The following is a 21,801-nucleotide window of genomic DNA, read 5'->3' on the forward strand; positions in this document are numbered from 1 at the left end:
AATATTATCTTTACGTTAATAACATTAGAAACCCAATGCTTTATTATGAAAAAGATTACCCTATTATTTGTACTGCTTTGTGCCAGCACCCTTGCTTTTAGCCAAGTGGTACCTTCTTTTCAGCTCGGCTTAAAAGGAGGGATGAACCTTTCTAAATTTAATACCTCAAATACATTCAGCAGCGATAACCGCGCAGGCTATTACGTAGGCCTTTGGGCTCGTATTGGCGCCGCCGGACTGCATTTGCAACCAGAGCTTTACCTTTCGGGCAAAAATGCAACTTTGCAAAATGCCGCTGGTCAGGAAAACAAGGTTAAGTTTACCAGTTTAGACGTGCCTGTACTGGTGGGTACTAAATTTGGGGCAGCCGGTGTAGGCTTAAGGCTTAATACAGGACCTGTTGTTTCATTCTTGCTTAACGAAGACCAAAATTTTTCGCAGGCGGCCGCTTCGGCATTTAATGGCAAGTTTAAAGATCAGGCTTTTGCCTGGCAGTTCGGCGCCGGTGTCGATATAGGTAGCTTAGGCGTTGATTTAAGATACGAATTGGGCCTTTCTAAGCTCAACTCTACCGGTTATACGCAATCGACCAAGCTCAACTTGTTTACCCTGGGTCTTGCCTATAAATTGTTTTAGAAACATATCTCTGTAAAGTTGTAAGAAATGGATGGCCAATAAGGGTTCATCCATTTTTTTTGGCAATAAAATTGATGTGGTTTCGGCAGTCACAAACCTAACCTTTATTGCCATGAATTTAAAAGAGCTATTGTTGAATGGCCAGAGCTTTTTGGCCTTGTTAAAAGAGTTTGCCATCGAAGCCAACGATTTTGTTATTCAGGACGAAGCCATGATTACGGCCGACCAAAATTTGGCACAGCGTGAAATTGTGAAGGAAACCATTTGCATTGAGGGCAAAAACAAAGATGGCATCTTTAATTTCTTCGGAACGTTGCACCTCAATCTGCTGAACAAATTGGCTGTTTTCGAAATGCAGGGTTTTGAGCAGGTAGGTTTGCGCACCAATTAGCCTTTGCCTTCTTCTTTGGGTATTTCTTTGATTTCGTAAAGGAAAGCGCCTTTGATTGGCTTAATCGGCTTACTGCCGGCATCGCTTAACACCTTGACAAAGCAGGCCCCAAAATAAAAGATAAACGAAGAATAAAATACAAAGAGCATAATCAGCACAATAGAGCCTGAAGCGCCGTATACATTGCCTATGTTGCTTAAAGGGAGCATAATGCGCAAAATAAACTTGCCCAGCGTAAACAGGATGCCGGTTAGGATGCCTCCGCGTATCGATGCCTTCCAGCTGGGACGTCCGTTGGTCAGAAACCTGAACAACACCGTAAACCAAGCGGTTACGATAACCACAAAAAGTGCCTGGTTAAGGATAGATAGAAATATTTTGCCAAAAGTTGGAGCTGCGGTATTGATATAAGTGCCGATAAATGCCTGTACACTGTCGGTTAAAAGACCAACGAAAAACAAGATGCCCGCCAAAAGGATAATCACCATCGAGCGCGCCCTTAACTTGAGGTTAAACATGATGCCTATTTTTTCGTTCACGCCAATCTTCCAAATCTGGTCCATCGAATTTTTAATGACGTTAAAAAGCGTAGTGGCCACAAATATGAAAAATACAAAGCTCAAAATGGTAGCCCACCAGTTGTGGTCAATCCCCCTGATGTTTCTGAGCGTTTGCCTGATCTGATCGGTGCTGCTGTCGTCTAAAATGCTGGCCAACCTTTCAAAAATCTGTCGGGCCAGTAGCTTCCTGTCTACAAAAAAACCAAACAACCTAATCAAAATCAGCAAGATGGGCGGGAGGGCGAAATTGGCGAAAAAAGCTGTTGCGCCAGCAAGACGCAACGGGTCGTTTTTTCTGAACAGCCCGAAGGCCATTTTAATGTGCTTGAAAAATAATTTCGACCTTTTTATCGTAATTGCTGACATCTGTGGAATTTACCCTAAGGTCAAAAATAGCAAAATTATGGTAGCTGTAACGTTTTTGACTTAATTTTTGCCACCCTGTTAAACAACGTAGAAAAAAATTAAATTTACCATCAGTTAATTTTTAAAACCTCATCCATGAAAAACTACCTTATTGTGTTGCTATGTTGCTGCACATTTCCCTTTTGGGCCAATGCCCAGCAAATCAAATACACAGCTGGCAACAACAGCTGGAATGCCGATTCCTTAGGCAATCAACGTGCATTGGTCAGCTATACCGGTGCCGGAAAAATTGCCAAAGTCAATATCGAATGGCGCCGTAGCGACCCTAACCCCGAAGAAAAGGCAATTATTGTACAAGACGCCAAAACCGGAAAAAAAATAGAAAATATATTGCCCTTGTCGTTAAATAAAGAGCGTGGCATCATTTGTTTTGAGCTGACAAGCGGCGCTGGAACTTATTACATTTATTACCAGCCCTACAAAAACGAAGGCCGTTCTAACTACCCCAAAGGAATTTATCCCAAGCAAGGCAAATTGCCCAATTGGATAACGCCAAAAGATGCAGAACAGCTACCCGTTAATGCCAGAGCACTTCAGATTGAATCGGTCAATGCCTTTAACAGCGTTTATCCGATGGAGGTGATTGCAACCAGCGCCGAAGTAGCCAAGCTAAAAGCGCAGCATGCTGAACCGGCTTACCTGGTATTTCCAGAATACAGGATGTACCCCATTGTGATGAAGCACGATATTCCGCAACGCTGGATAACCAATGGGCCTCAAAAAACATTTGCAGATATAGCCTTAAGGGGCGAAAACTTCTCTTTTCAGTTAGGGGTTTATGCCTTGAAGGATTTGCAGAACGTGAAACTGAAATTCAGCGATTTAAAAGATAAATCTGGTCATAAAATAGCTTCGAAGCTGTTTTCTTGCCTTAATACCGATGGCACCACCTACGATGGCAAGCCGTTTAACAAAGAAGTAGATGTGCCCCAAAACCAGATCCAGGCATTGTGGTGCCTGCTTGCCGTACCTGCTGCGGCCAACGCCGGAACCTATACGGGCACGGTTGAAGTGTCGGCGGCCAATGCACCCGCACAAAGCATCAAAATCAGTATAAAAGTAGATGCCCGCCTGAGCAAGGAAAACGGCATCAATGAGCCATGGAAACAAACCCGTTTAGCTTGGCTCAACTCAACCTTGGCCCAAAGCAATACGGTAATTGCGCCTTATACGCCTTTAAGGGTACAGGGAACAAGCATTAGCTTGCTGGGACGCAAGGTAGAACTGGATAAAAATGGCTTCCCTAAGCAGATCCAAACTTTCTTTAGCCCTGAAATGACCGATTATACCACCACTCCCAATAATTTATTGGCAGAAAATATCCATTTCCACTTTGTGCGCAAAGCCGATGGCAAAAACATCATATTGAAAGACGGCGGGGTAGAATTTACCAAAAAAGAAGCCGGAACGGTACAATGGAAAACCACAAATGCTAACGACAGCCTGCAAATGGACATCACGGGAAGCTTGGAGTTTGATGGCTTTATGTCGTATACGGTTAAGGTTACGGCATTGAAAGACCTCGACCTGAAAGACGTTACCATGCACATTCCGTTTAACAAAACAGCGGCTACCTATTTGATGGGCTTCGGCCAAAAAGGAGGCGAACGTCCAGAAAAATTCGAATGGAAATGGGATGTAGCCAATAAAAACCAGGATGGTGCCTGGCTGGGCAATGTAAATGCGGGATTGCAGTATTCGCTTCGCGACGAGAAATATGTACGTCCGTTAAACACCAATTTCTACCTGCAAAAACCATTGTTGTTGCCTACTTCTTGGGGCAATGGCAATAAAGGCGGTGTAAGCATCGGCATTAAAGGCAGTTCGATGCTGGCCAATAACTATACGGGCGAACGCGAAATGAAAAAAGGAGAGGTACAGTACTATAATTTCACTTTGCTGATTACGCCATTCCATACCATCGATACTGATTTCCAATGGGAGAATCGCTTTTACCACAAGTACAATTCGATTGACAGCATCAAGGCAACAGGTGCTACAGTGGTGAATATCCACCATGCTACGCCTATTAACCCGTGGATCAACTATCCGTTTATTGAGTATGGTAAAATGAAAAGCTACATTAGCGAGGCGCACAGCAAGGGCTTAAAGGTAAAAATCTATAATACCGTTCGCGAGCTGTCTAACCGTGCCTACGAAACTTTTCCGATGCGCAGTTTGGGTCACGAAATCTACTCGCCTGGCAAGGGCGGAGGCTTTTCTTGGTTACAGGAACACGTCAAAGACGATTACATCGCGGCCTGGTTCGTGCCTGAAATCAAGGATGCGGCCATTGTAAACAGCGGCATGAGCCGTTGGCACAACTATTATGTAGAGGGCATGAATTGGCTGACCAAAAATGTGGGCATCGACGGTATTTATTTGGATGATGTGGCTTTTGATCGCATTACGATGAAACGGATCAAGCGCGTATTGACCCAAGACGGTCATCCAGGTATTATCGACCTGCACTCGGCTAACCAGTACAACAAAAGCGACGGCTTTAACAACAGCGCCAATTTGTATATGGAACATTTTCCTTACTTAAACCGCTTGTGGTTTGGCGAATATTTCGACTACGAAAAGAACAAGCCTGATTTCTTCCTGACCGAAGTAAGCGGTATTCCGTTTGGCTTGATGGGCGAAATGTTGCAGGACGGTGGCAACCAATGGCGAGGCATGATTTATGGCATGACCAACCGTTTGCCTTGGTCGGGCAATAACGATCCAAGACCGATTTGGAAGGTTTGGGACGATTTTGGCATGAAAGGTACCAAGATGATAGGTTACTGGTCTACAAATTGTCCGGTTAAAACCAGCAATCCGCAGGTTTTGGCTACGGTTTACAAAAAAAAGGGCGCGGCCTTGGTGGCTGTAGCCAGTTGGTCAGATCAGGAAGAGAAAGTGACTTTGAACATCGACTGGCAAAAACTGGGCATCGATCCGGCAAAAGCCAGTATCAGCGTTCCGGAAGTTGCCAATTTTCAACAGGCGCAACAACTGACAACGCATAGCGAAATTACGGTGCCCAAAGCCAAGGGCTATCTGATTGTGATTAAGCAAAACTAAAATAAGTAGACAAGTCTCCCCCCTGCAAAGGCCCAAGACTTGTCTACATCTTGTTAGTCAAATAACCTATCACCTATGAAAAAACAATTATTGATGCTTTGCTTGGGCATAATGCCCTGTTTGGTATGGGCACAAAAAAAAATTTTTGTGTCGCCTGTGGGCAACGACACCCAAATCGGGAGCCTGAATAGGCCCTTAAAAACATTAAAAGCAGCCCTTCAAAAGGCGCAAGGCCTTCAAGGCGAAGCGGTGGAGATCCTTTTCAGGAAAGGAACCTATGTGTTTGACCAAACGGTAACAATATCAAACAAAAGCTTTGCGCTACGCTCGTTAAAAATACAGCCATATCAGCACGAAAGGGTAGTTTTTAGTGGTGCAAAAAAAGTAAACCTCCAATGGGTACCTTACCGCGACGGAATTTATAAGGCTCGTTTAGCTTTGGCAACCAATCCCGATCGGCTGTTTTTGAATGGAAAGGCTCTGCCTATGGCGCGTTACCCTAACTTTGACGAAAAATCGCGGATTTTTAACGGCACTGCGGCCGATGCGCTTGACAAAGAAAGGGTTGCCGGTTGGCAAAATCCGAAAGGAGGCTATATCCATGCCTTGCACGCTGGCGAGTGGGGCGGATTTCATTTTGAGATTACCGGTAAAACAGGCGGCCAGCTGGATTATATTGGCGGCTGGCAAAACAACCGGCCTTCGCCTATGCATAAGGAGCATCGTTTTGTAGAGAATATTTTCGAAGAACTGGATGTACCCAATGAGTGGTACTACAGCCAGGCTGAGCAAATGCTCTATTTCTATCCGCCCAAAAACCTCGATCTGGGCAAAGCCGATTTGGCCATCAGTAATTTAACAGACCTCATCCATGTGGTGGGAAACCGTGCAAAGCCAGTTCAAAACATCAGCATTGCCGAAATAGATTTTACCCAAACAGCAAGAAGTTTTATGCTGACCAAAGAGCCCCTGTTGCGTAGCGATTGGACCATTTACCGTGGCGGTGCGCTATTATTGGATGGAACAGCGCAAATTACAGTGGCTGGTTGCAATTTTTACGAGCTGGGCGGCAATGCCATTTTTGTAAGCAATTACAACAAGAATAACCAGTTCAAAGACAATCATATTTATAACATAGGGGCAAGTGCCATTTCGTTTGTAGGCAGTGCCGATGCAGTGCGATCGCCTGCTTTCAGGTACGAAAATTTTGTGCCATGGACACAGATGGATTTTACCAAGGGGCCTCAAAGCGATAATTATCCGCAGTATTGCACGGCAAGTGGCAACTTGATCCATCACATTGGTACGATTGAAAAACAGGTGGCCGGAACCGAAATTTCGATGGCCGCGCACATCACCATCAGCCATAATACCATTTATGATGTGCCTAGGGCCGGCATTAATGTAAGCGAAGGAACTTGGGGTGGCCATATCATCGAATTTAACGATGTGTTTAACACGGTATTGGAAACAGGCGACCATGGGGCATTTAACTCCTGGGGTCGCGATCGCTATTGGCGCCCGGGAAGAAAAATCGTAGACAGTATTGTAGCCGCAAGGCCAGGAATTGAATATTTGGATGTAATTGATCCCATTGTGTTGCGTAATAATCGCTTTCAGTGCGACCATGGTTGGGATATTGACCTCGATGATGGAAGCAGCAATTACCTGATCTATAACAATGTGTGCTTAAGTGGCGGCTTGAAACTACGGGAGGGCTATCACCGTACCGTAACCAATAACATCATCATCAACAATACTTTTCATCCGCATGTATGGCTGAGCAACAGCGACGATACTTTTACCCATAATATCGTATCTACGCCTTATGCGCCTATCGGCATGAATGCCTGGGGCAAAAAAGTAGATGAGAATTTCTTTCTTTCGCCGGCTGGCTTAGTGGCTGCCCAAAAATTGGGTGTTGATGCGAACAGCAGTTATGGCGATGCAAAATTTGTAGCGGCCAATACTGGCGACTATCGTGTATTGGCCTCTTCGCCGGCATTGAAAACAGGCTTTAAGAATTTTGAAATGAATTTTGGCGTAACCCAAGCCAATTTAAAGAAACTGGCGGCCAAACCACCGATCAGGCCTTTAAAAGCATTAGCCAATCGGCAACAAGGGGCTACCTTGGTTTGGCTGGGAGCTACCTTCAAGAATATAGAAAGTTTGGGCGAGCGCTCGGCCGCTGGTTTGCACGACGATCATGGCGCTTTGTTGCTTAGCCTGTCGCCACAATCGTTGGCTGGCCAAAACAAACTGCAGAAAGGCGATGTAATTATTGCATGGGGCAACGAAAAAGTCAATTCTATACTCGAGCTGCAGCAATTTATCCAGAAAAGCCAATTTTTGAGTACCGCCGAATTAAGGATCATCAGAGATCAGCAGGAAAAAACGCTGACCATTAAACTGAAATAAAAAAGGGGCGAGTTTTCGCCCCTTTTTTTATTGTGAATCTATTTTCGTTCGTCTTGCCAGATCAGTTGCTCATGCGTTCGTTTTTCAAAAAAATCGGCGCACTTGCCGTCGCCTTTGCCAGTAAAGCCGCCATCGGGATTGCAGATCAATTTACAATGGCTGTCGTACAAGGCGCTGGGTATGTCGCAGCAACGGGCAGGGATGTAATAAACCTTTTGCCCATTGTAGTCGTAAGCGTAAACCTTGGCCGGTGGGTTCCAGACCGCTTCGGCTTTGATGGCCGCTATCTTTTGCAAGATGCATTCGGGAGCGCTTATATTCAACTCTTCTTTTTTACAGGTACTTGCCTGGGCAACCAGCACCAGTACAAATACCGTTTTTAAGGCATTTAACATAAGCTTGACTTAATGATTAAAGATTTCCTCTTAACTCTTGTTCGCGTTCCAAAGATTCGAAAAGTGCCTTGAAATTGCCCGCACCGAATGATTGTGCTCCTTTTCGCTGAATAATTTCGAAGAAAAGCGTCGGACGGTCTTCAACCGGTTTGGTGAAAATCTGCAACAGGTAGCCTTCCTCGTCGCAATCAACCAAAATGCCCAATCCTTTAAGTAGTGCTATTTCTTCGTCTATTTCGCCAACGCGGTTAGGCATCATTTCATAATAGGCCTCTGGTGGTGCGCTTAAAAATTCAACGCCGCGCGCTTTGAGCTCGGTTACGGTTTTTACGATGTCTTTGGTGGCTACGGCAATGTGCTGTACGCCTTCGCCTTCGTAAAACTCCAAGTATTCTTCAATTTGCGATTTCTTTTTGCCTTCGGCAGGTTCGTTGATCGGAAATTTAGAATAGCCGTTGCCATTGCTCATGACCTTGCTCATCAGCGCCGAATATTCGGTGTTGATCTGCTTGTCGTCGAAAGAAAGGATGTTCACAAAGCCCATTACTTCTTCGTACCATTTCACGGTTTCGTTCATGCGGTTCCAGCCCACGTTGCCTACGCAATGGTCAATGTACAACAATCCCGTTTCTGCAGGGTTGTAATCGCTTTTCCATTCGCGGTAGCCCGGCATGAAGATGCCCTTATAGTTTTTGCGCTCGATAAACATGTGAATGGTTTCGCCGTAGGTATAAATGCCTGACATTTTTACTTCGCCATGCTCATCGCTTAAGGTTTGAGGCTCCAGATAGGGTTTGCCACCACGTTTGGTGGTTTCTTCAAAGGCACTGTAGGCATCGTCTACCCATAAAGCCAGGATCTTTACGCCATCGCCATGTTTTTTTACGTGCTCGGCAATCGGGTGGTCCGATTTGAGGGCGGTAGTTAAGATCAGCCTGATTTTGCCCTGCTGCAAAACGTAAGAAGCGCGGTCGCGAACGCCGGTTTCAGGGCCTGCATAGGCTAACGATTGAAAGCCAAAGGCCGTTTTGTAATAATGGGCGGCCTGCTTGGCATTGCCTACATAAAATTCTATATAATCTGTTCCATTGATAGGAAGGAAGTCTTGCGCCTTCGCTATTTTTTCTGCAAATGTTTGTGTGCTCATTGTTTTGTAATGTTTAATGTTGTTGTAAAGCTTTAAGGTTGTAATGTTGGGCGCTCGGCGCTAAATACATACACTACTCTACATTAATCTGCCAGCTTTTGTGATAGCTTTCATCTTCAATCGCTACGGCATCTTCCGTAAGCATCAAAGGTCTGAAAGGATCGATCATAACGGCCAGTTCTTCTGTTTTTTCTTTTCCAATTGATTTTTCTACCGTTCCAGGGTGCGGTCCGTGTGGAATACCACCAGGGTGTAGGGTGATTTGGCCTTTCACCACACTTTTTCTGCTCATAAAATCGCCGTCTACATAATAAAGCACTTCATCACTGTCTACGTTGCTATGGTTGTAAGGTGCCGGAATAGAAAGCGGGTGGTAATCGTATTTTCGTGGTACAAAAGAACAAACCACAAAATTATGGCCCTCAAAAGTTTGGTGTACCGGCGGTGGCTGGTGCAAGCGACCGGTTATAGGTTCAAAATCGTGGATCGAGAAAGCCCAAGGATAGTGGAAGCCATCCCAGCCTACAAAATCGAAGGGGTGGGTGCCATATACGTAGGGATACATCATGCCCTGTTTCTTGATCAATACCTTAAAATCGCCAAACTGGTCGATGGTTTCTAGGTTTTGCGGACGCTTGATGTCCCTTTCGCAATAGGGAGAGTGCTCTTCCAGTTGGCCAAACTGGTTACGGTAGCGTTTGGGTGTTCTGATGGGGCTAAAGCTTTCAATAATGAAAAGCCTGTTGTTTTCGTTGTCGAATTCCATTTGGTAAATGGTACCCCGCGGAATAACCAGGTAATCGCCATATTGGAATTTGATTTGGCCGAAACCGGTTTTTAGGGTGCCTGAGCCTTCGTGGATGAAAACCACTTCGTCGGCTTGGCTGTTTTTGTAGAAATAATCGGTCATCGATTGGCGAGGAGCGGCCAAAGAAATATGCAGGTCGCTGTTAACCAAAACTGGTTTCCTGCTTTTCAGGTAGTCGTCTTCGGGCTTGATGTTGAAGCCGATGAGACTGGTATGGCGCAAATGTTTCTCGCGGGCAATTTTAGGTTCTACCGAATACGGTTCGCCCAACGATTTGACAATGGTTGGCGGATGGCAATGGTAAACCAAGGAGTAAAGACTTGAAAAGCCTTCTGTCGAAACCAGTTCTTCAGCGTAGAGATTGCCATCGGGTTTGCGAAAAACCGTATGTCTTTTAGCTGGGATGGTTCCTAAAGTATGGTAAATTGGCATAACGTTAGGTATATTGGTTAGAATGTAATTATATAACGATAAAAACGATGAAACGTTTTTGGCAGGCGCTCAGATGGAACGGCTTATAAAGAATATTGCGCAAAAATGATCTTGGATAACATGGCATACCTGAACGCAGCGAGCACCTCGTTGGCGTTATGGTTCTGATATGAAGGGTTGTCAATCATTTTCGAGACTAAATTAGGGTTTTTAATCGACAAAATTTCAAATTTCTTTGTTACTTTTAATGGATGGCAGCTCTAACCCCAAATCACCAAGAACTAGCAAAGCAATTGGCGGCCCAAGCAGCCGTGAAACTGGTTAAGCACAACGATATTGTAGGGCTGGGTACTGGCTCTACCGCAAGCTTTGCGCTAAGCGCATTGGCCGATCGGCTAAAAGATGGTCTCCAGGTTAAAGGCGTGCCGAGCTCTTTGCAAACCGAAGAACAGGCCAAGGCCTTGGGTATTCCCTTGTTGCCCTTGGGCGAAGTCAGTGAAATCGACATCAGTATTGACGGCGCCGATGAGTTTACCGAAGAACTGCAGTTGCTTAAAGGTGGCGGCGGGGCTTTGTTTAGGGAGAAAATAGTGGCTTCATTAAGCAAGAATAGAATAGTGGTTGTCGATTCGTCGAAAAAAGTAAGCCAGCTGGGTGCTTTTAAGGTGCCGGTTGAGCTGGCGCCGGTTGCCTGCAGGTATGTGCTCGATCAGCTAGCCACACTGGGGGGCAAGGCACAGTTGCGGCGCAAAAACGATACGCTTTTTGTTACCGATAACCAAAATTACATTGCCGACGTTGATTTTGGCCTGATTGCCGATCCGCAAGCGCTGGCCATACAGCTCAACCAAATTGAAGGGGTTCTGGCACATGGCCTTTTTATTGGTTTGGCCACCAAGGTTATCATGGCTACTGGTGAGGAGCTGGTGGTTTTTGAACAAGACCAAAAAGGTTCATAATCAGTACATCTTTTAAAATCTTCGGCACAGGCGTTGTACAGGTTAATGTAAAACGCTAGCTTTATCGCGTCATTTAGCCAAATATTACATATGAAATTAGTATCCTATAAAACCGAAGATAGAGAGCACTTGGGCGTTTTTGTAAACGGTCATATCTACAATTTGAACTCATGCGACAAGCTGATCCCGGATGAGATGAATGCCTTTTTGCAGGGGGGCGAAGAGCTGATGGACAGGGCAAAAAAAATCAGCCGGTCTATTGCCGAAGGAACATTGTCGCCGAAAGAAGAGGTTTTTTATGAGCTTTTGGCGCCGGTGCCACATCCAACTTCTTGCAGGGATGGCTATGCGTTTAGGCAGCACGTGGCGGCGGCCAGGCGCAACCGCAAGGTAGACATGATTGCCGAGTTTGACCAATATCCGATTTTCTATTTTACCAACCACAATGCCATTCAGGGTCCTGGAGAAATCGCCTGTATGCCAGATCATTTCCAGAAGCTGGATTTTGAATTGGAGGTAGCCGTGGTTATCGGCAAAAAAGGAAGAAACATCAAGGCTGCCGAAGCCGACGATTATATTGCAGGTTACATGATCATGAACGACATGAGCGCTCGTACCTTGCAGATGGAAGAAATGCTGCTGAATTTAGGCCCGGCCAAAGGCAAGGATTTTTCTACGGTTATTGGTCCGTGGTTGGTTACACCCGATGAGCTTGAGCCTTACAAAGTAGCGCCGAAACCTAATCACATGGGCAATAACTATAACCTTAAAATGACCTGCAGGGTAAACGGAATCGAAGTTTCGGCAGGTAACATGGCCGATATGGACTGGACCTTTGCCGAAATTATTGAGCGCTGTGCCTACGGTGTTGATATTTTGCCAGGCGATGTTATTGGATCGGGGACGGTAGGAACAGGATGCTTCTTGGAGCTGAACGGCACCGGATTGCTCAACGATCCAAACTACCAAGTACAATGGCTGCAACCTGGCGATAATGTAGAAATGGAGATTACCGGCCTAGGTACCCTGAGCAATGTGATTACCAAAGTAGATACTGATTTTTCGATTTTAGCGCTGAAAAAAAAATAAAATGATTTAAGGTTGGAAAGTTGAAATGTTGTGGTGTTTGAAAGGAGGTGAGGCATGGGTAAGATTGAAAGATTTGAAGATCTTGAAATTTGGCAAATAGCTAAGAGAATCGCAGATGATACCTATTGGATTTCGGATTTTGAACCCATTAAATCAGATTTCGGCTTGAAAGACCAATTAAGAAGAGCCGCAATGTCAATGTCTGATAATGTTGCCGAAGGCTTTGAGTATAACAACAACCCAGACTTTATCCATTTTCTTATCTATGCAAAAGGCTCTTCGGGCGAGTTTCGAAATAAAATCATTGTTTTAAAAGAAACAAGCAAATTAAGCGAAGAGCACTACATAGCTTTATATAAGATGAGGATCGAGTTCTCTTCAAAAACCAAACGGTTTATTGATTATTTGAAAAATTTTGAAGCCACCAAAAAATCAAAAAACAAAACACCAAAAAATAGCCTGTAAAACGTTCCAGCCTTATAACTTTTAAACTCTCTAACTTTCCAACCCTTTCAAAATGCTTACCCTAAACACCGCCGATCTTTCGCCAGTACAATTACAGAACTATCTGCAATATGCCATCGCGCCGAGGCCAATCTGTTTTGCTTCAACAGTTGATGCCGATGGGCAGGTTAACCTCAGTCCGTTTAGCTTTTTCAACCTGTTTGGCAGCAATCCGCCAATGTGTGTCTTCTCGCCGGCACGCCGGGTTCGCGACAATACCACAAAACATACCTTAGAAAACGTACTGCAGGTAAAGGAATGTGTCATCAACATTGTAAACTATGCGATGGTGCAGCAAACCAGTTTGGCCAGTACCGAATATGCCAAAGGCGTAAACGAATTTGAGAAAGCGGGTTTCCGCATGCTCGAATCACTTACGGTAAAGCCACCAAGAGTGGCCGAGGCTCCGGTACAGTTAGAATGTGTGGTGAAGGAAGTGATTGCGCTGGGCGACCAGCATGGTGCCGGTAACCTGGTGCTGGCCGAAATCAAGGTCATCCATATCAAAGAAGAGATTTTAGATGCCGATGGCAAAATAGACCAGGCCAAAATAGATTTGGTGGCCCGCTTGGGTGGCGACTGGTATTGCAGGGTAACGGCCGAAAACCTTTTTAAAGTGGCCAAACCACTTACAACTTTGGGCATCGGTGTAGATGCTTTGCCGGTATCGGTCAGAAATTCCAGGGTTTTAACAGGCAACGACCTGGGCATGCTGGGCAATGTAGAACAGTTGCCTAGCGGTGAAGAAATAGACGGCATGCGCTGGAATACTGCCGTAAAGGATATTTTGGATGCCACCATAGGCGATGCCAATAACCGCGAACGCGAGCTGCATGAGTTGGCACATCAGCTGCTGGCTCTTGGCCAGGTTCAAGATGCGTTAAAAGTAGTGCTGCTTTAACAGTTGGCCAAATGCTGATTAGCTGTCTTTCAGGTTGTTGTACGATTCTTCGCAAAGCTTTTTAAGTACGTCGATATCGACATCAGAAAGCCTGTTGATGTAGAGGCAGCCTTTTCCGGTTTTATGCTTGCCCAAATTGGCCAGGAGCGCCGACTTGGTTTCGGCCTTACAGCCCAAAATGTACAAACTGATATTCTGTTTGCGTGGCGAAAAGCCCATCATGAACCAATCGTTGGTTCGTTCATTGTCGTATTTGTACAGGTAGTCGCCTACGCCAATAATGGCCGGCCCCCACATCTTTGCCTTTTGTCCGGTTACCTCTTCCATAAGCTCGCAAATAACCTTACAGTCGTTCTGCTTTACGGTATCGGTAATTTGGGACAAAAAATCTGCTACCGGTTGTGCGGTTGCCTTGGTTTTAATTGCGGCCATGATGGCTTGAAGTTAAGGAAAAAGTGGCGAATTGCAAAGGCAATTACATGATGCTTACGGCCTTGACGAAACGGCCTTTGTAGTAGTTGTCGAAATCGGTAATGGTTACGCCATTGGCCTTTCCGGAGGTAGAGTGGATGAATTTGATGTTGCCTTCATCGTCAATAGAATAAATGATGCCTACATGGCCAATCCTTTTCGATTTATGGCTGGTGCCGGTAAAGATGAGTACATCGCCAACTTTTGCTTCCGATAATTTAACCGGAACACCGGTTGAAGCGAATTCTGGAGAGGAACGGGGCACCTTGAAGCCAAAATTTCCAAAAACGTAACTTACAAAACCAGAACAGTCAAAGCCCCTATTCGGATTGCTGGAGGCATACCTGTAAGGAACGCCGATCATGGATTTGGCAAAATCGAGCAGGCTATTGGCTTTAGAAGTTGCCACTTTTGGGAGGTTGCCCAGGATTTTTTCCATCATTTTTTGATACTGCGCCGGTAAAGAAACATTATCCTGCGCTTTGCTGCTTAAGGCAAAAACAAATAGGAAGCAAAAAATGAATAGGAATTTCTTCATAAATCGCTTCAAAGATAGAAAAAAAATATAAATAGGGTAAGGTGTTGAAAACTTGTGGCTTAGTGCAAAAAAAAATCCTGCCCCTTAAACTTAAAGGCAGGATTGGTTAGGTTTAGCCCTCAAATTTAAATGCTCGAGAACATGCTTTGTGCTTTTTCTCCGATAAACGGGATTGGTTTTTTCTGGCCTTGTATGGCACCAATCAGTCCAATAAGCCAAAGTATGGCCAAGGCAATCCACAGTACATTCAGCAAATAGACTAGAAAGACAAGCCCGGTTGTAATGATGATGGGTACCAAGACGATAGAAAGTAGGATGTACAGAACGGTTGACACGATCGCAAATAATAGGGTTTGCCTTAAATGATAGCGGGCCAAATCTGTTTCTTTGTCTTTGTACAACGCAAAATAGGCAATTAGCCAGCCAATAATAGACAGATAGCTGACGATTGCCGCCGCTTTGCCGTCGTCGGTTGCAGAGAAGTTGGGTGTTTCCATATAGTTTTTAGTTTTAGTTCTTTGGCAGGAACAAAACTAATGCCAAGTATGGGCATGCTTTTGAATACTAGGGTGTTGTAACAGCTACGGGCAATACCTTTCCATTGAAGAATTTATGCCCGGTTTTAGCAAAATCGGCGACGTATTTGCCCATTTCGAAAGCCATTACCGGACTTTCGTAGCCAGGAAAGGCTGCTTCGAGCATTTCGGTTTGCGCCGAACCCAAGGCCAAGCAATTGACCTTGATGCCTGTATTGGCCAATTCAAAAGCCAAACATTCGCTCAAGGTATGCAAAGCGGCCTTGCTGGCCGAATAGGCCGCCAGTCCCGGAAACTTGACACTGCCCTGAAAACCACCCATGCTGCCAATGTTTACAATGTGCGCACCGCTTCCCATAAAACCTAAAGTATAGCGGATCATTTTAAAGTGGCTCATTACATTATGTTCGAGCATGGTAGCCATGTCTTCTGCCGTGGTTTCTAAAAAAGGCTTGTTAATCAGGCTCCCGGCATTGTTAATCAGGATGTCGACCGTTCCTAAACGTTCTTTGATAAAAGGAACAAGTGCGGCATAATCGTCATTTACCAAATCGAAAGCCACGGGCAGCAAAGTGCAGTCGGGATTGATGCCTGTCGCAATTTCGTGCAGCTTGCGCAGCTTGTCGGCCGAGCGTGCAATACACAAGATCTTGTTTTTGCTGTCTAATGCAAATTCGAGGGCGGTTTCAAAGCCTATGCCGCTGCTGGCGCCTGTAATGATAACGTTCATGCTTTAGGGTTGGAGGGGTTGTAACGTTGGAATGTTTTAGGGTTTGTTCAATTGCTAATGGAGTAGCTTTTAAAGTTAGGTATACTTGCGAAGTTTAAAAAACTTCGCAAGTGTTTTTTCGAATGGATTTGCGGGAGTTATTCTTCTGTAATTAATTGGGTAACCGGATTGGCAATGACGTGCATACCATCGTTAATCAGCTTGCTGAGCTCGGTTTCGGTAGCGGCTTTCATTTCGAGGTAAACCCGCAGTTCTTTTTCCAGTTGGGCATCCAGTTGCTTATGGTAAACGATCTCCAAAATCTCCAACGCGCAAAGCCAATCGCTTCTGTGCTTGGTTTTCAGTTCCTCGAAAATTTCAGGCAATTGGGCATAACCGCTTTGTTTTTCCCTCACCTCGCGCACTTTTTGGTATAAATTGTGCAGTTGCTGGGTTGCGTCGTCGTATTGGGTTTTGTGCGTTTGTTCCTTGCTTACGAAAGTAATTTCTTCGTAGGCATCCTTATCGGCCGCACCATTAAACACAGAAACTACTTTTTCGCCAACGGCCATGTCGTAGGTACCCCATGTTGGGCTAAACAGCACATTGCCATTGCTTTCTTTTACCGTGCAGTCTTCAAAGGCAATCAATATGGTTTTATCGCCCTTACGGATGATGTTTTTAACGAGACCGTTTACCGTAATGCCACTTTCGAAAGTCAGTTCGGCTCTTTGGTCTTCGGCAATGCCCAAATTTGCCAATGCTTCAAGGCTATGGTCTTCCAAAGCTTTGCTGCTTCCTTTTAAGCGGCCAACGGGCGAAGAAAATCCGTCTTTATGGTAATCTTTGCCATGCCCATCCAACTGCTTGCCGTTAAAGGCGAGTGCCGAAGGACCGGTGGTTTTAACAAAGGTCAGCTCATCGGCTTGGTCGAGGCCCAAATCTGTAAAAATGCCTGTCACCTGTAGTCCAGAGCTGTAAACCGCAGTACTCGGGTTTTTGCACTCGATGGCTTTCAGGATGCTTTCCGAACCGCCTCGCCTAAAGGCCATGGTATCGGCAAAAGCCTCCAAAACATCGATCAGGTTTTGGAAAGTAGGCGTGACGAACAGTTGTGGCTGCGGTTTGGTAATGTCGTACTGGTAATTTACGGTGTCTAGGTTGTACCAGAGTTTGGCTACATCGGGTTTCATGCACGAAGCACTTTCGCCGATAGACGAGAGCAGACCTGCGCCATAAATTTTAGGTTCTTCTAAAGTGCCAATCAATCCATATTCTACCGTCCACCAGTGTAAACGGCCCAATAAAGCCATTTCTGAGGGTTCGCCCATGTTATCGGCAATATGTCTCAGGTTTTTTTCGGCGAGGGCAATTTCTTCTTCGTTGGCATCTACGGCTTCCTTCAAAATAGAAAGCTTGCGTATGGCTTCGTAAAGTTCAAAATCCTTGCTCGAAAACATGGCTTTGGCTCCAATCGAACCAAAATAGCTGAGGTAGTTGTTGTAATCGGTATCGGCTATAATGGGGGCGTGACCGGCACTTTCGTGGATAATGTCTGGTGCTGGCGTATATTCGATATGGTTGATCTGGCGGATATCGGCGGCGATCACCAATACGCGGTAAGCCTGGTACTCCATAAAGGCGGCAGGCGGAATAAAACCATCTACGGTTACTGCGCCCCAGCCAATTTTGCCCAGGTTGTCGTTCATGGTTTGCAGGTTCGGGATATATTCGATGCTCAATCCGGCGCGCTGCAGGCCTTTGATGTAAGGATAATAAGCCACATGTTTGAGATAGCTATAGTTCTGGCGCATTACATAACGCCAAACCGCTTGGTCTATCGGCGTGTATTTTTCGTAATGTTGCTCAACAATAAATTGTCGGAGGTGCTTCGGCAGTTTAGCTACTTGCGGATTGTTAAAATCATTAAAATCGCTCATTTTTCATGTGGATTGTGGGAATTAGGCTAAAATAGCGGGTTCGGGCTAGTAATCCAAAAAAAGAATGCGCTTTTACGGTAAGATGATGGGTATAGCGTATTGCGTTGGGAGCTGGATGGCGGAAGGAAGGAAGGAAGGAAGGAAGGAAAGCCTAAAACTTTATCTCTCATTCACTCATCCAATCATTCCCTCATTCAATTATTCAATCATTCCTTCATTATTGTTTTTTAACCCGGAATGAGAAATGTTTTTGCAAGAAATAGCTGAATACGGCAAGCACAATGGTAATAAGAGCTTTGGCAATGGTTGGATAAAATTGAAAGCCATCTACCAAAATCTTCATCAGGGCATAATTGAGCAGAATATTGGTGCTCACCACCGTAGCATACCTAAAAAGCTGAATACGGCCCTTCAGGGTCGATTGGGTAAAAACAAGATACTTGTTAAGTACGAAGCCCACAATAAAAGTACATACCGATTCGATGGCCAGCGCCGCAATGTGTGCGGTAATGAGGTAACCGCCCACTTGTACATCTTGCTGATGCAAAATGTAATTATAAATCACAAAATAGCCTACGATACCCGTAGCTGCTGTAATGCCACCCGAGGCCATGTACCTGAACGTGTGCAAGCTGAACCATTTTTTAAATGGGGGGTAAAAGAAATCGATGATCATCAAGGCTCTTTTTCTCATCTTATTTGGCGGTTAATTGGTCTTTGATCATCCTGTTGTCGTATTGCTGGATAAAAGCTTTCAGGTATTTTTCCATGTTTTGCTGTATCTCGGGGCGTTGGTCAACCAAATTGGTTTTGTTGAGGCGGTCGTTTTTTAAATCGTACAGCGCCAGTGCCTTTTTGCCGTTGTGCATCATCAGGTAGTCGCCCAGGTAAAAGCTAAACGTGCCATCGTTGTTGTTCACTACAAAATTGTTTTTTTGCGGACTAAAGGCATCAAATCCGAAGGCGAAATACGGTTTGTCGTAGTTCAGGTAGTTGAGTACGGTAGGCATAATGTCTATCTGCTGGATCATTTTGTCGGTCCGGCCCTTCAAGTCGCCACCCGGGTAATAGAATAAAATCGGGATGGAGAAATCGCCGGCAACAGTTTTGTATTCGGGCAGGTATGAAACCGTGGCATGGTCGGCGCAAAGCACAAACAGCGTATTTTTGAACCAAGGCATTTTTGATGCGGTGGAGAAGAACTTGCCGATAGCCATATCGGTATAGCCCATCGGTTCTTGCACTGGCAAAGGGCCTTTCGGAAATTTTCCTGCGTATTTTTCAGGCACTTTAAATGGGTGGTGCGAAGAAACAGAGAAAAAAGCCGTAAAGAAAGGTTGCTTAAAGGTATTGATGGTTTTGGCCATGTACTGCATAAAAGGTTCATCCCATATGCCCCAAATGCCATCAAAATCGGCGTCGTTGTTGTATTCGTTCTTGCCAAAATATTTTTTGATGCCCGCTAGGTTGGTATAGGCCGAAAAGCCCATCGAGCCGTTGGGTGCGCCATGGAAAAAAGCTGTTTCGTAGCCTTCATCGCCCAGCAGCTTGGCTATGCTGGTTGTTTTGTTGCTCGAGTAGGTAGAAAGCACAAAAGGCTCGCGTATGGACGGGATTCCCGAAATGATGGATGGCAGGGCGTCGATAGACTTGCGGCCATTGGCGTAGGTTCGGGTAGAAGTAAAGCTCTGCGCGGCCAAGCTGTCGATAAATGGCGTATAGCCTTTGTATTGGCCGTTGAGCAGGTCTTTGTTCAGGGCGCCGACATGTTCTTTGCCCAAGCTTTCGATGATGAGAAAAACCACATTCAGCTTGTTGAACGGCGCTTTGTGTTCGGGTTTGTGGATTGGATAGTAAAGGCTGTCAAGAGTTTGCTCGCTGTAATAGTAAACCGGTTTCAAATTAGCCGATTGAATGGTTTTCATGATGGTAAACGGCGTGTTGAGCACCAAACTCATATCGTTTGGCGATTTCACAAAATCGCCGGCATTGCTCAAGGTAATGGGGCGCGTGCTATGGCGCCAGCCGCCCCGCATGCCAATTACGCAAAATCCCAAAATCAGGATAAAGGCCAGGGTTTGAGCAAGGTAAACCTGCCAGGTGAATTTTGGAGTTGCCTGTACCTTGATCCATTGGTAAAGTTTGATAAAACCGTAAATAAAAAGGATAAAAAAGATGAGCAGGTACCAATAGTCAATCAAAAAATCAAAGGTCAGCTTGAGCTTGTTCTGTTCGTTGCTAAACTGCGAAAATACACTCGTAGTTGTTCTTTTGAGGGTATATTTGTAATAAGCAAAATCTATAAAATTGGCCAATATGCCGATGCTGTTGCTCGCCACGAAAAGCCATTGGCAAAAACGCTGGTAGCCGTTGCGGTATCGGAAGGAAAAAGGAATGGCCTGCAGTACGATGTAAAGCGAGTTGAGATAAAGCAGGGACGCGATATCGAATTTAAGCCCGCCCAGAAATACATAAGTCAGTTCGCCAAAGTCTAAATGATTAAACAACGACCGGTTGGTGAGGTAAAAGCCCAGCCGGCAAAGCGAATACATGACCATTAACAACAGCAAACGGTAAATTAAGGCCAGGTAGATGGAAGTGGAACGGATATTTGTACGGCTCATTCAATTAAAAGCCGGCAATTTAGCTAATCAGAATGGTTTAAAAAAATAGTGTCTAATCGAATTAAGGTGCAATAGTAGTAAATAGGTAAGTGGCAAAAATAACCAACAGCACCACTCCTTGTAGCATATTGGTTTTGCCGGTAGCCAACGATAGCATAATGGTAAATAACGACAAGAGCAACAGCACGGTTGCTTTCATGTCTATACCCAGGGTTATGGTCATTCCGGTAAATAGGGCTACCATGGCAACTGCTGGTATGGTAAGTCCGATACTGGCCAAGGCCGAGCCCAGGGCCAGGTTTAGGCTGGTTTGCAACCTGTTTTTCCTGGCGGCCGCAAAGGCTGCCAAGCCTTCGGGTAAAAGTACCACCGCGGCAATAATTACACCTACCAACGATTTGGGGGCTCCAGCATTGATTACCGCTTTTTCAATGTCGGGTGCCAGGGCTTTCGCCAATAAAACCACAATCCCCAAACAAACCAATAATAAAAAGCCACTCAGCCATGCCGTTTTTGAGGTAGGCGGAGCAGCATGCTCATCTTCGTTTCCATCTGCTCCTGGTGGCAAAAAGAAATCGCGATGCCTAACTGTTTGGGTCAATACAAATGCGCCATAAATAACAAGAGATATAATGGCCACAAAGCCCAGCTGCACCTGGCTATAAACGGGGCCTGGCGTGCTGGTGGTGTAATTAGGCAAGATCAGTGTCAGTACGGTAATGGCAATTAAGGCTACCAAAGCCACACTCACGCCACTTAAGCTAAATTCCTGTTCCCTGTATTTGGCACCCCCAACCAATAAACAAATCCCGATCATGCCGGTCAAAATAATCATAGTGGCCGCTAAAACCGTGTCTCTTGCCAGGGCGGTCGTTTCGGGTCCGCCAGTAAGCATCAACGAAACAATCAGCGCTACTTCTATGGTGGTAATGGCCAAGGCCAGCAATAGCGTTCCGTAAGGTTCGCCAACCCTGTGGGCAACAACTTCGGCATGGTGTACCGCGGCTAAAACGCTACCGATTAGCAAAGCGGTTAAAATCACCACGTCAAAAATGCCCAATCCATTAATCGGGCTGATATAGGCAATCCAAGCCAGCACGGGCAAGGCGATGGTCCAAAAAGGGAGCGGTAGTTTTTTTAACATGCGAGTGATCTTCAGGGCTAAGGTACAGTAACTAATATAACATAATTTTTAAAGAAACTGTTTTCGGGATTAGCGCCAAAAGCAAGATGTAAATATTAAATTAC

Annotated in this window: 20 protein-coding genes; 8 read left to right on the forward strand and 12 right to left on the reverse strand. The window is 45.2% G+C overall.

All coding sequences use genetic code 11. From position 1 onward, the window contains the following. Positions 1-45 precede the first annotated feature (45 nt). Together AC6H1S_RS05005 and AC6H1S_RS05010 are read left to right on the forward strand one after the other, a co-directional pair. On the forward strand, positions 46-636 hold the full coding sequence (locus AC6H1S_RS05005) for a porin family protein (protein WP_199140874.1): 591 nt from the start codon (positions 46-48) through the stop codon (positions 634-636). 112 nt (positions 637-748) lie between these two features. Next, positions 749-1,027 (forward strand): hypothetical protein, encoded by a 279-nt coding sequence (locus tag AC6H1S_RS05010; protein WP_199140873.1) that lies wholly within the window; start codon positions 749-751, stop codon positions 1,025-1,027. Here AC6H1S_RS05010 and AC6H1S_RS05015 read toward each other — a convergent pair. Then, positions 1,024-1,953, reverse strand: coding sequence for a YihY/virulence factor BrkB family protein (locus AC6H1S_RS05015; protein ID WP_497565376.1), 930 nt, complete (start codon positions 1,951-1,953; stop codon positions 1,024-1,026). The genes AC6H1S_RS05010 and AC6H1S_RS05015 overlap by 4 nt on opposite strands. Positions 1,954-2,088: 135 nt before the next feature. On the opposite strand from AC6H1S_RS05015, the gene AC6H1S_RS05020 reads away from it, so the two are divergent. Both AC6H1S_RS05020 and AC6H1S_RS05025 read left to right on the forward strand, forming a co-directional pair. Further along, the gene (locus AC6H1S_RS05020) at positions 2,089-5,082 is read left to right on the forward strand and encodes a glycoside hydrolase domain-containing protein (RefSeq protein WP_497565377.1); all 2,994 of its coding nucleotides are present in this window, start codon (positions 2,089-2,091) and stop codon (positions 5,080-5,082) included. Positions 5,083-5,157: 75 nt separating this feature from the next. After that, complete coding sequence (locus AC6H1S_RS05025) at positions 5,158-7,500, forward strand: right-handed parallel beta-helix repeat-containing protein (RefSeq protein WP_497565378.1); 2,343 nt, start codon at positions 5,158-5,160, stop codon at positions 7,498-7,500. 38 nt (positions 7,501-7,538) lie between these two features. Here the strand turns inward: AC6H1S_RS05025 and AC6H1S_RS05030 are convergent, their stop codons facing one another. The 3 genes from AC6H1S_RS05030 to AC6H1S_RS05040 form a co-directional block, all read right to left on the reverse strand. Beyond that, complete coding sequence (locus tag AC6H1S_RS05030; RefSeq protein WP_199140869.1) at positions 7,539-7,895, reverse strand: DUF6970 domain-containing protein; 357 nt, start codon at positions 7,893-7,895, stop codon at positions 7,539-7,541. Between the two features lie 16 nt (positions 7,896-7,911). After that, positions 7,912-9,042: a 4-hydroxyphenylpyruvate dioxygenase gene (gene hppD / locus AC6H1S_RS05035; RefSeq protein ID WP_199140868.1), complete on the reverse strand. Its 1,131-nt coding sequence runs from the start codon at positions 9,040-9,042 to the stop codon at positions 7,912-7,914. Between the two features lie 73 nt (positions 9,043-9,115). Beyond that, positions 9,116-10,282: a homogentisate 1,2-dioxygenase gene (locus AC6H1S_RS05040; protein ID WP_199140867.1), complete on the reverse strand. Its 1,167-nt coding sequence runs from the start codon at positions 10,280-10,282 to the stop codon at positions 9,116-9,118. 251 nt (positions 10,283-10,533) lie between these two features. Here AC6H1S_RS05040 and rpiA point away from each other — a divergent pair, with 251 nt between their 5' ends. The 4 genes from rpiA to AC6H1S_RS05060 all read left to right on the forward strand — a co-directional run bounded on the left by rpiA (position 10,534) and on the right by AC6H1S_RS05060 (position 13,735). Further along, complete coding sequence (rpiA, locus tag AC6H1S_RS05045) at positions 10,534-11,241, forward strand: ribose-5-phosphate isomerase RpiA (RefSeq protein ID WP_497565379.1); 708 nt, start codon at positions 10,534-10,536, stop codon at positions 11,239-11,241. Between the two features lie 90 nt (positions 11,242-11,331). Continuing rightward, positions 11,332-12,330 carry a fumarylacetoacetate hydrolase family protein gene (locus AC6H1S_RS05050; protein WP_497565380.1) on the forward strand — a complete coding sequence of 333 codons (999 nt, stop codon included), beginning with the start codon at positions 11,332-11,334 and terminating at the stop codon, positions 12,328-12,330. Between the two features lie 54 nt (positions 12,331-12,384). Next, a complete protein-coding gene (locus AC6H1S_RS05055; RefSeq protein WP_497565381.1) occupies positions 12,385-12,795 on the forward strand; it encodes a four helix bundle protein in 411 nt (136 codons plus the stop codon). Between the two features lie 52 nt (positions 12,796-12,847). Next, entirely contained in the window at positions 12,848-13,735 is an 888-nt protein-coding gene (locus tag AC6H1S_RS05060) for a flavin reductase family protein (protein ID WP_497565382.1), read from the forward strand. Between the two features lie 18 nt (positions 13,736-13,753). Here AC6H1S_RS05060 and AC6H1S_RS05065 read toward each other — a convergent pair whose 3' ends face one another. The 8 genes from AC6H1S_RS05065 to AC6H1S_RS05100 form a co-directional block, all read right to left on the reverse strand. Then, positions 13,754-14,167, reverse strand: coding sequence for a DUF1801 domain-containing protein (locus AC6H1S_RS05065; RefSeq protein ID WP_497565383.1), 414 nt, complete (start codon positions 14,165-14,167; stop codon positions 13,754-13,756). Between the two features lie 43 nt (positions 14,168-14,210). After that, a complete protein-coding gene (locus tag AC6H1S_RS05070) occupies positions 14,211-14,744 on the reverse strand; it encodes a C40 family peptidase (RefSeq protein WP_199140861.1) in 534 nt (177 codons plus the stop codon). A 125-nt stretch (positions 14,745-14,869) separates the two neighbouring features. After that, positions 14,870-15,241, reverse strand: a complete 372-nt coding sequence (locus tag AC6H1S_RS05075) for a DUF4870 domain-containing protein (RefSeq protein ID WP_497565384.1) — start codon at positions 15,239-15,241, stop codon at positions 14,870-14,872. Between the two features lie 67 nt (positions 15,242-15,308). Continuing rightward, positions 15,309-16,010 (reverse strand): SDR family oxidoreductase, encoded by a 702-nt coding sequence (locus AC6H1S_RS05080; protein ID WP_199140859.1) that lies wholly within the window; start codon positions 16,008-16,010, stop codon positions 15,309-15,311. 137 nt (positions 16,011-16,147) lie between these two features. Next, positions 16,148-17,929, reverse strand: a complete 1,782-nt coding sequence (locus tag AC6H1S_RS05085) for an aromatic amino acid hydroxylase (protein WP_497565385.1) — start codon at positions 17,927-17,929, stop codon at positions 16,148-16,150. Positions 17,930-18,146: 217 nt separating this feature from the next. Then, positions 18,147-18,623, reverse strand: a complete 477-nt coding sequence (locus AC6H1S_RS05090) for a GtrA family protein (protein ID WP_497565386.1) — start codon at positions 18,621-18,623, stop codon at positions 18,147-18,149. A 1-nt stretch (position 18,624) separates the two neighbouring features. Beyond that, positions 18,625-20,553 (reverse strand): LTA synthase family protein, encoded by a 1,929-nt coding sequence (locus AC6H1S_RS05095; RefSeq protein ID WP_497565387.1) that lies wholly within the window; start codon positions 20,551-20,553, stop codon positions 18,625-18,627. A 61-nt stretch (positions 20,554-20,614) separates the two neighbouring features. Next, positions 20,615-21,697: a calcium:cation antiporter gene (locus tag AC6H1S_RS05100; RefSeq protein WP_199140855.1), complete on the reverse strand. Its 1,083-nt coding sequence runs from the start codon at positions 21,695-21,697 to the stop codon at positions 20,615-20,617. Positions 21,698-21,801 lie beyond the last annotated feature (104 nt).

This window comes from Pedobacter sp. TM02 (assembly GCF_059705275.1).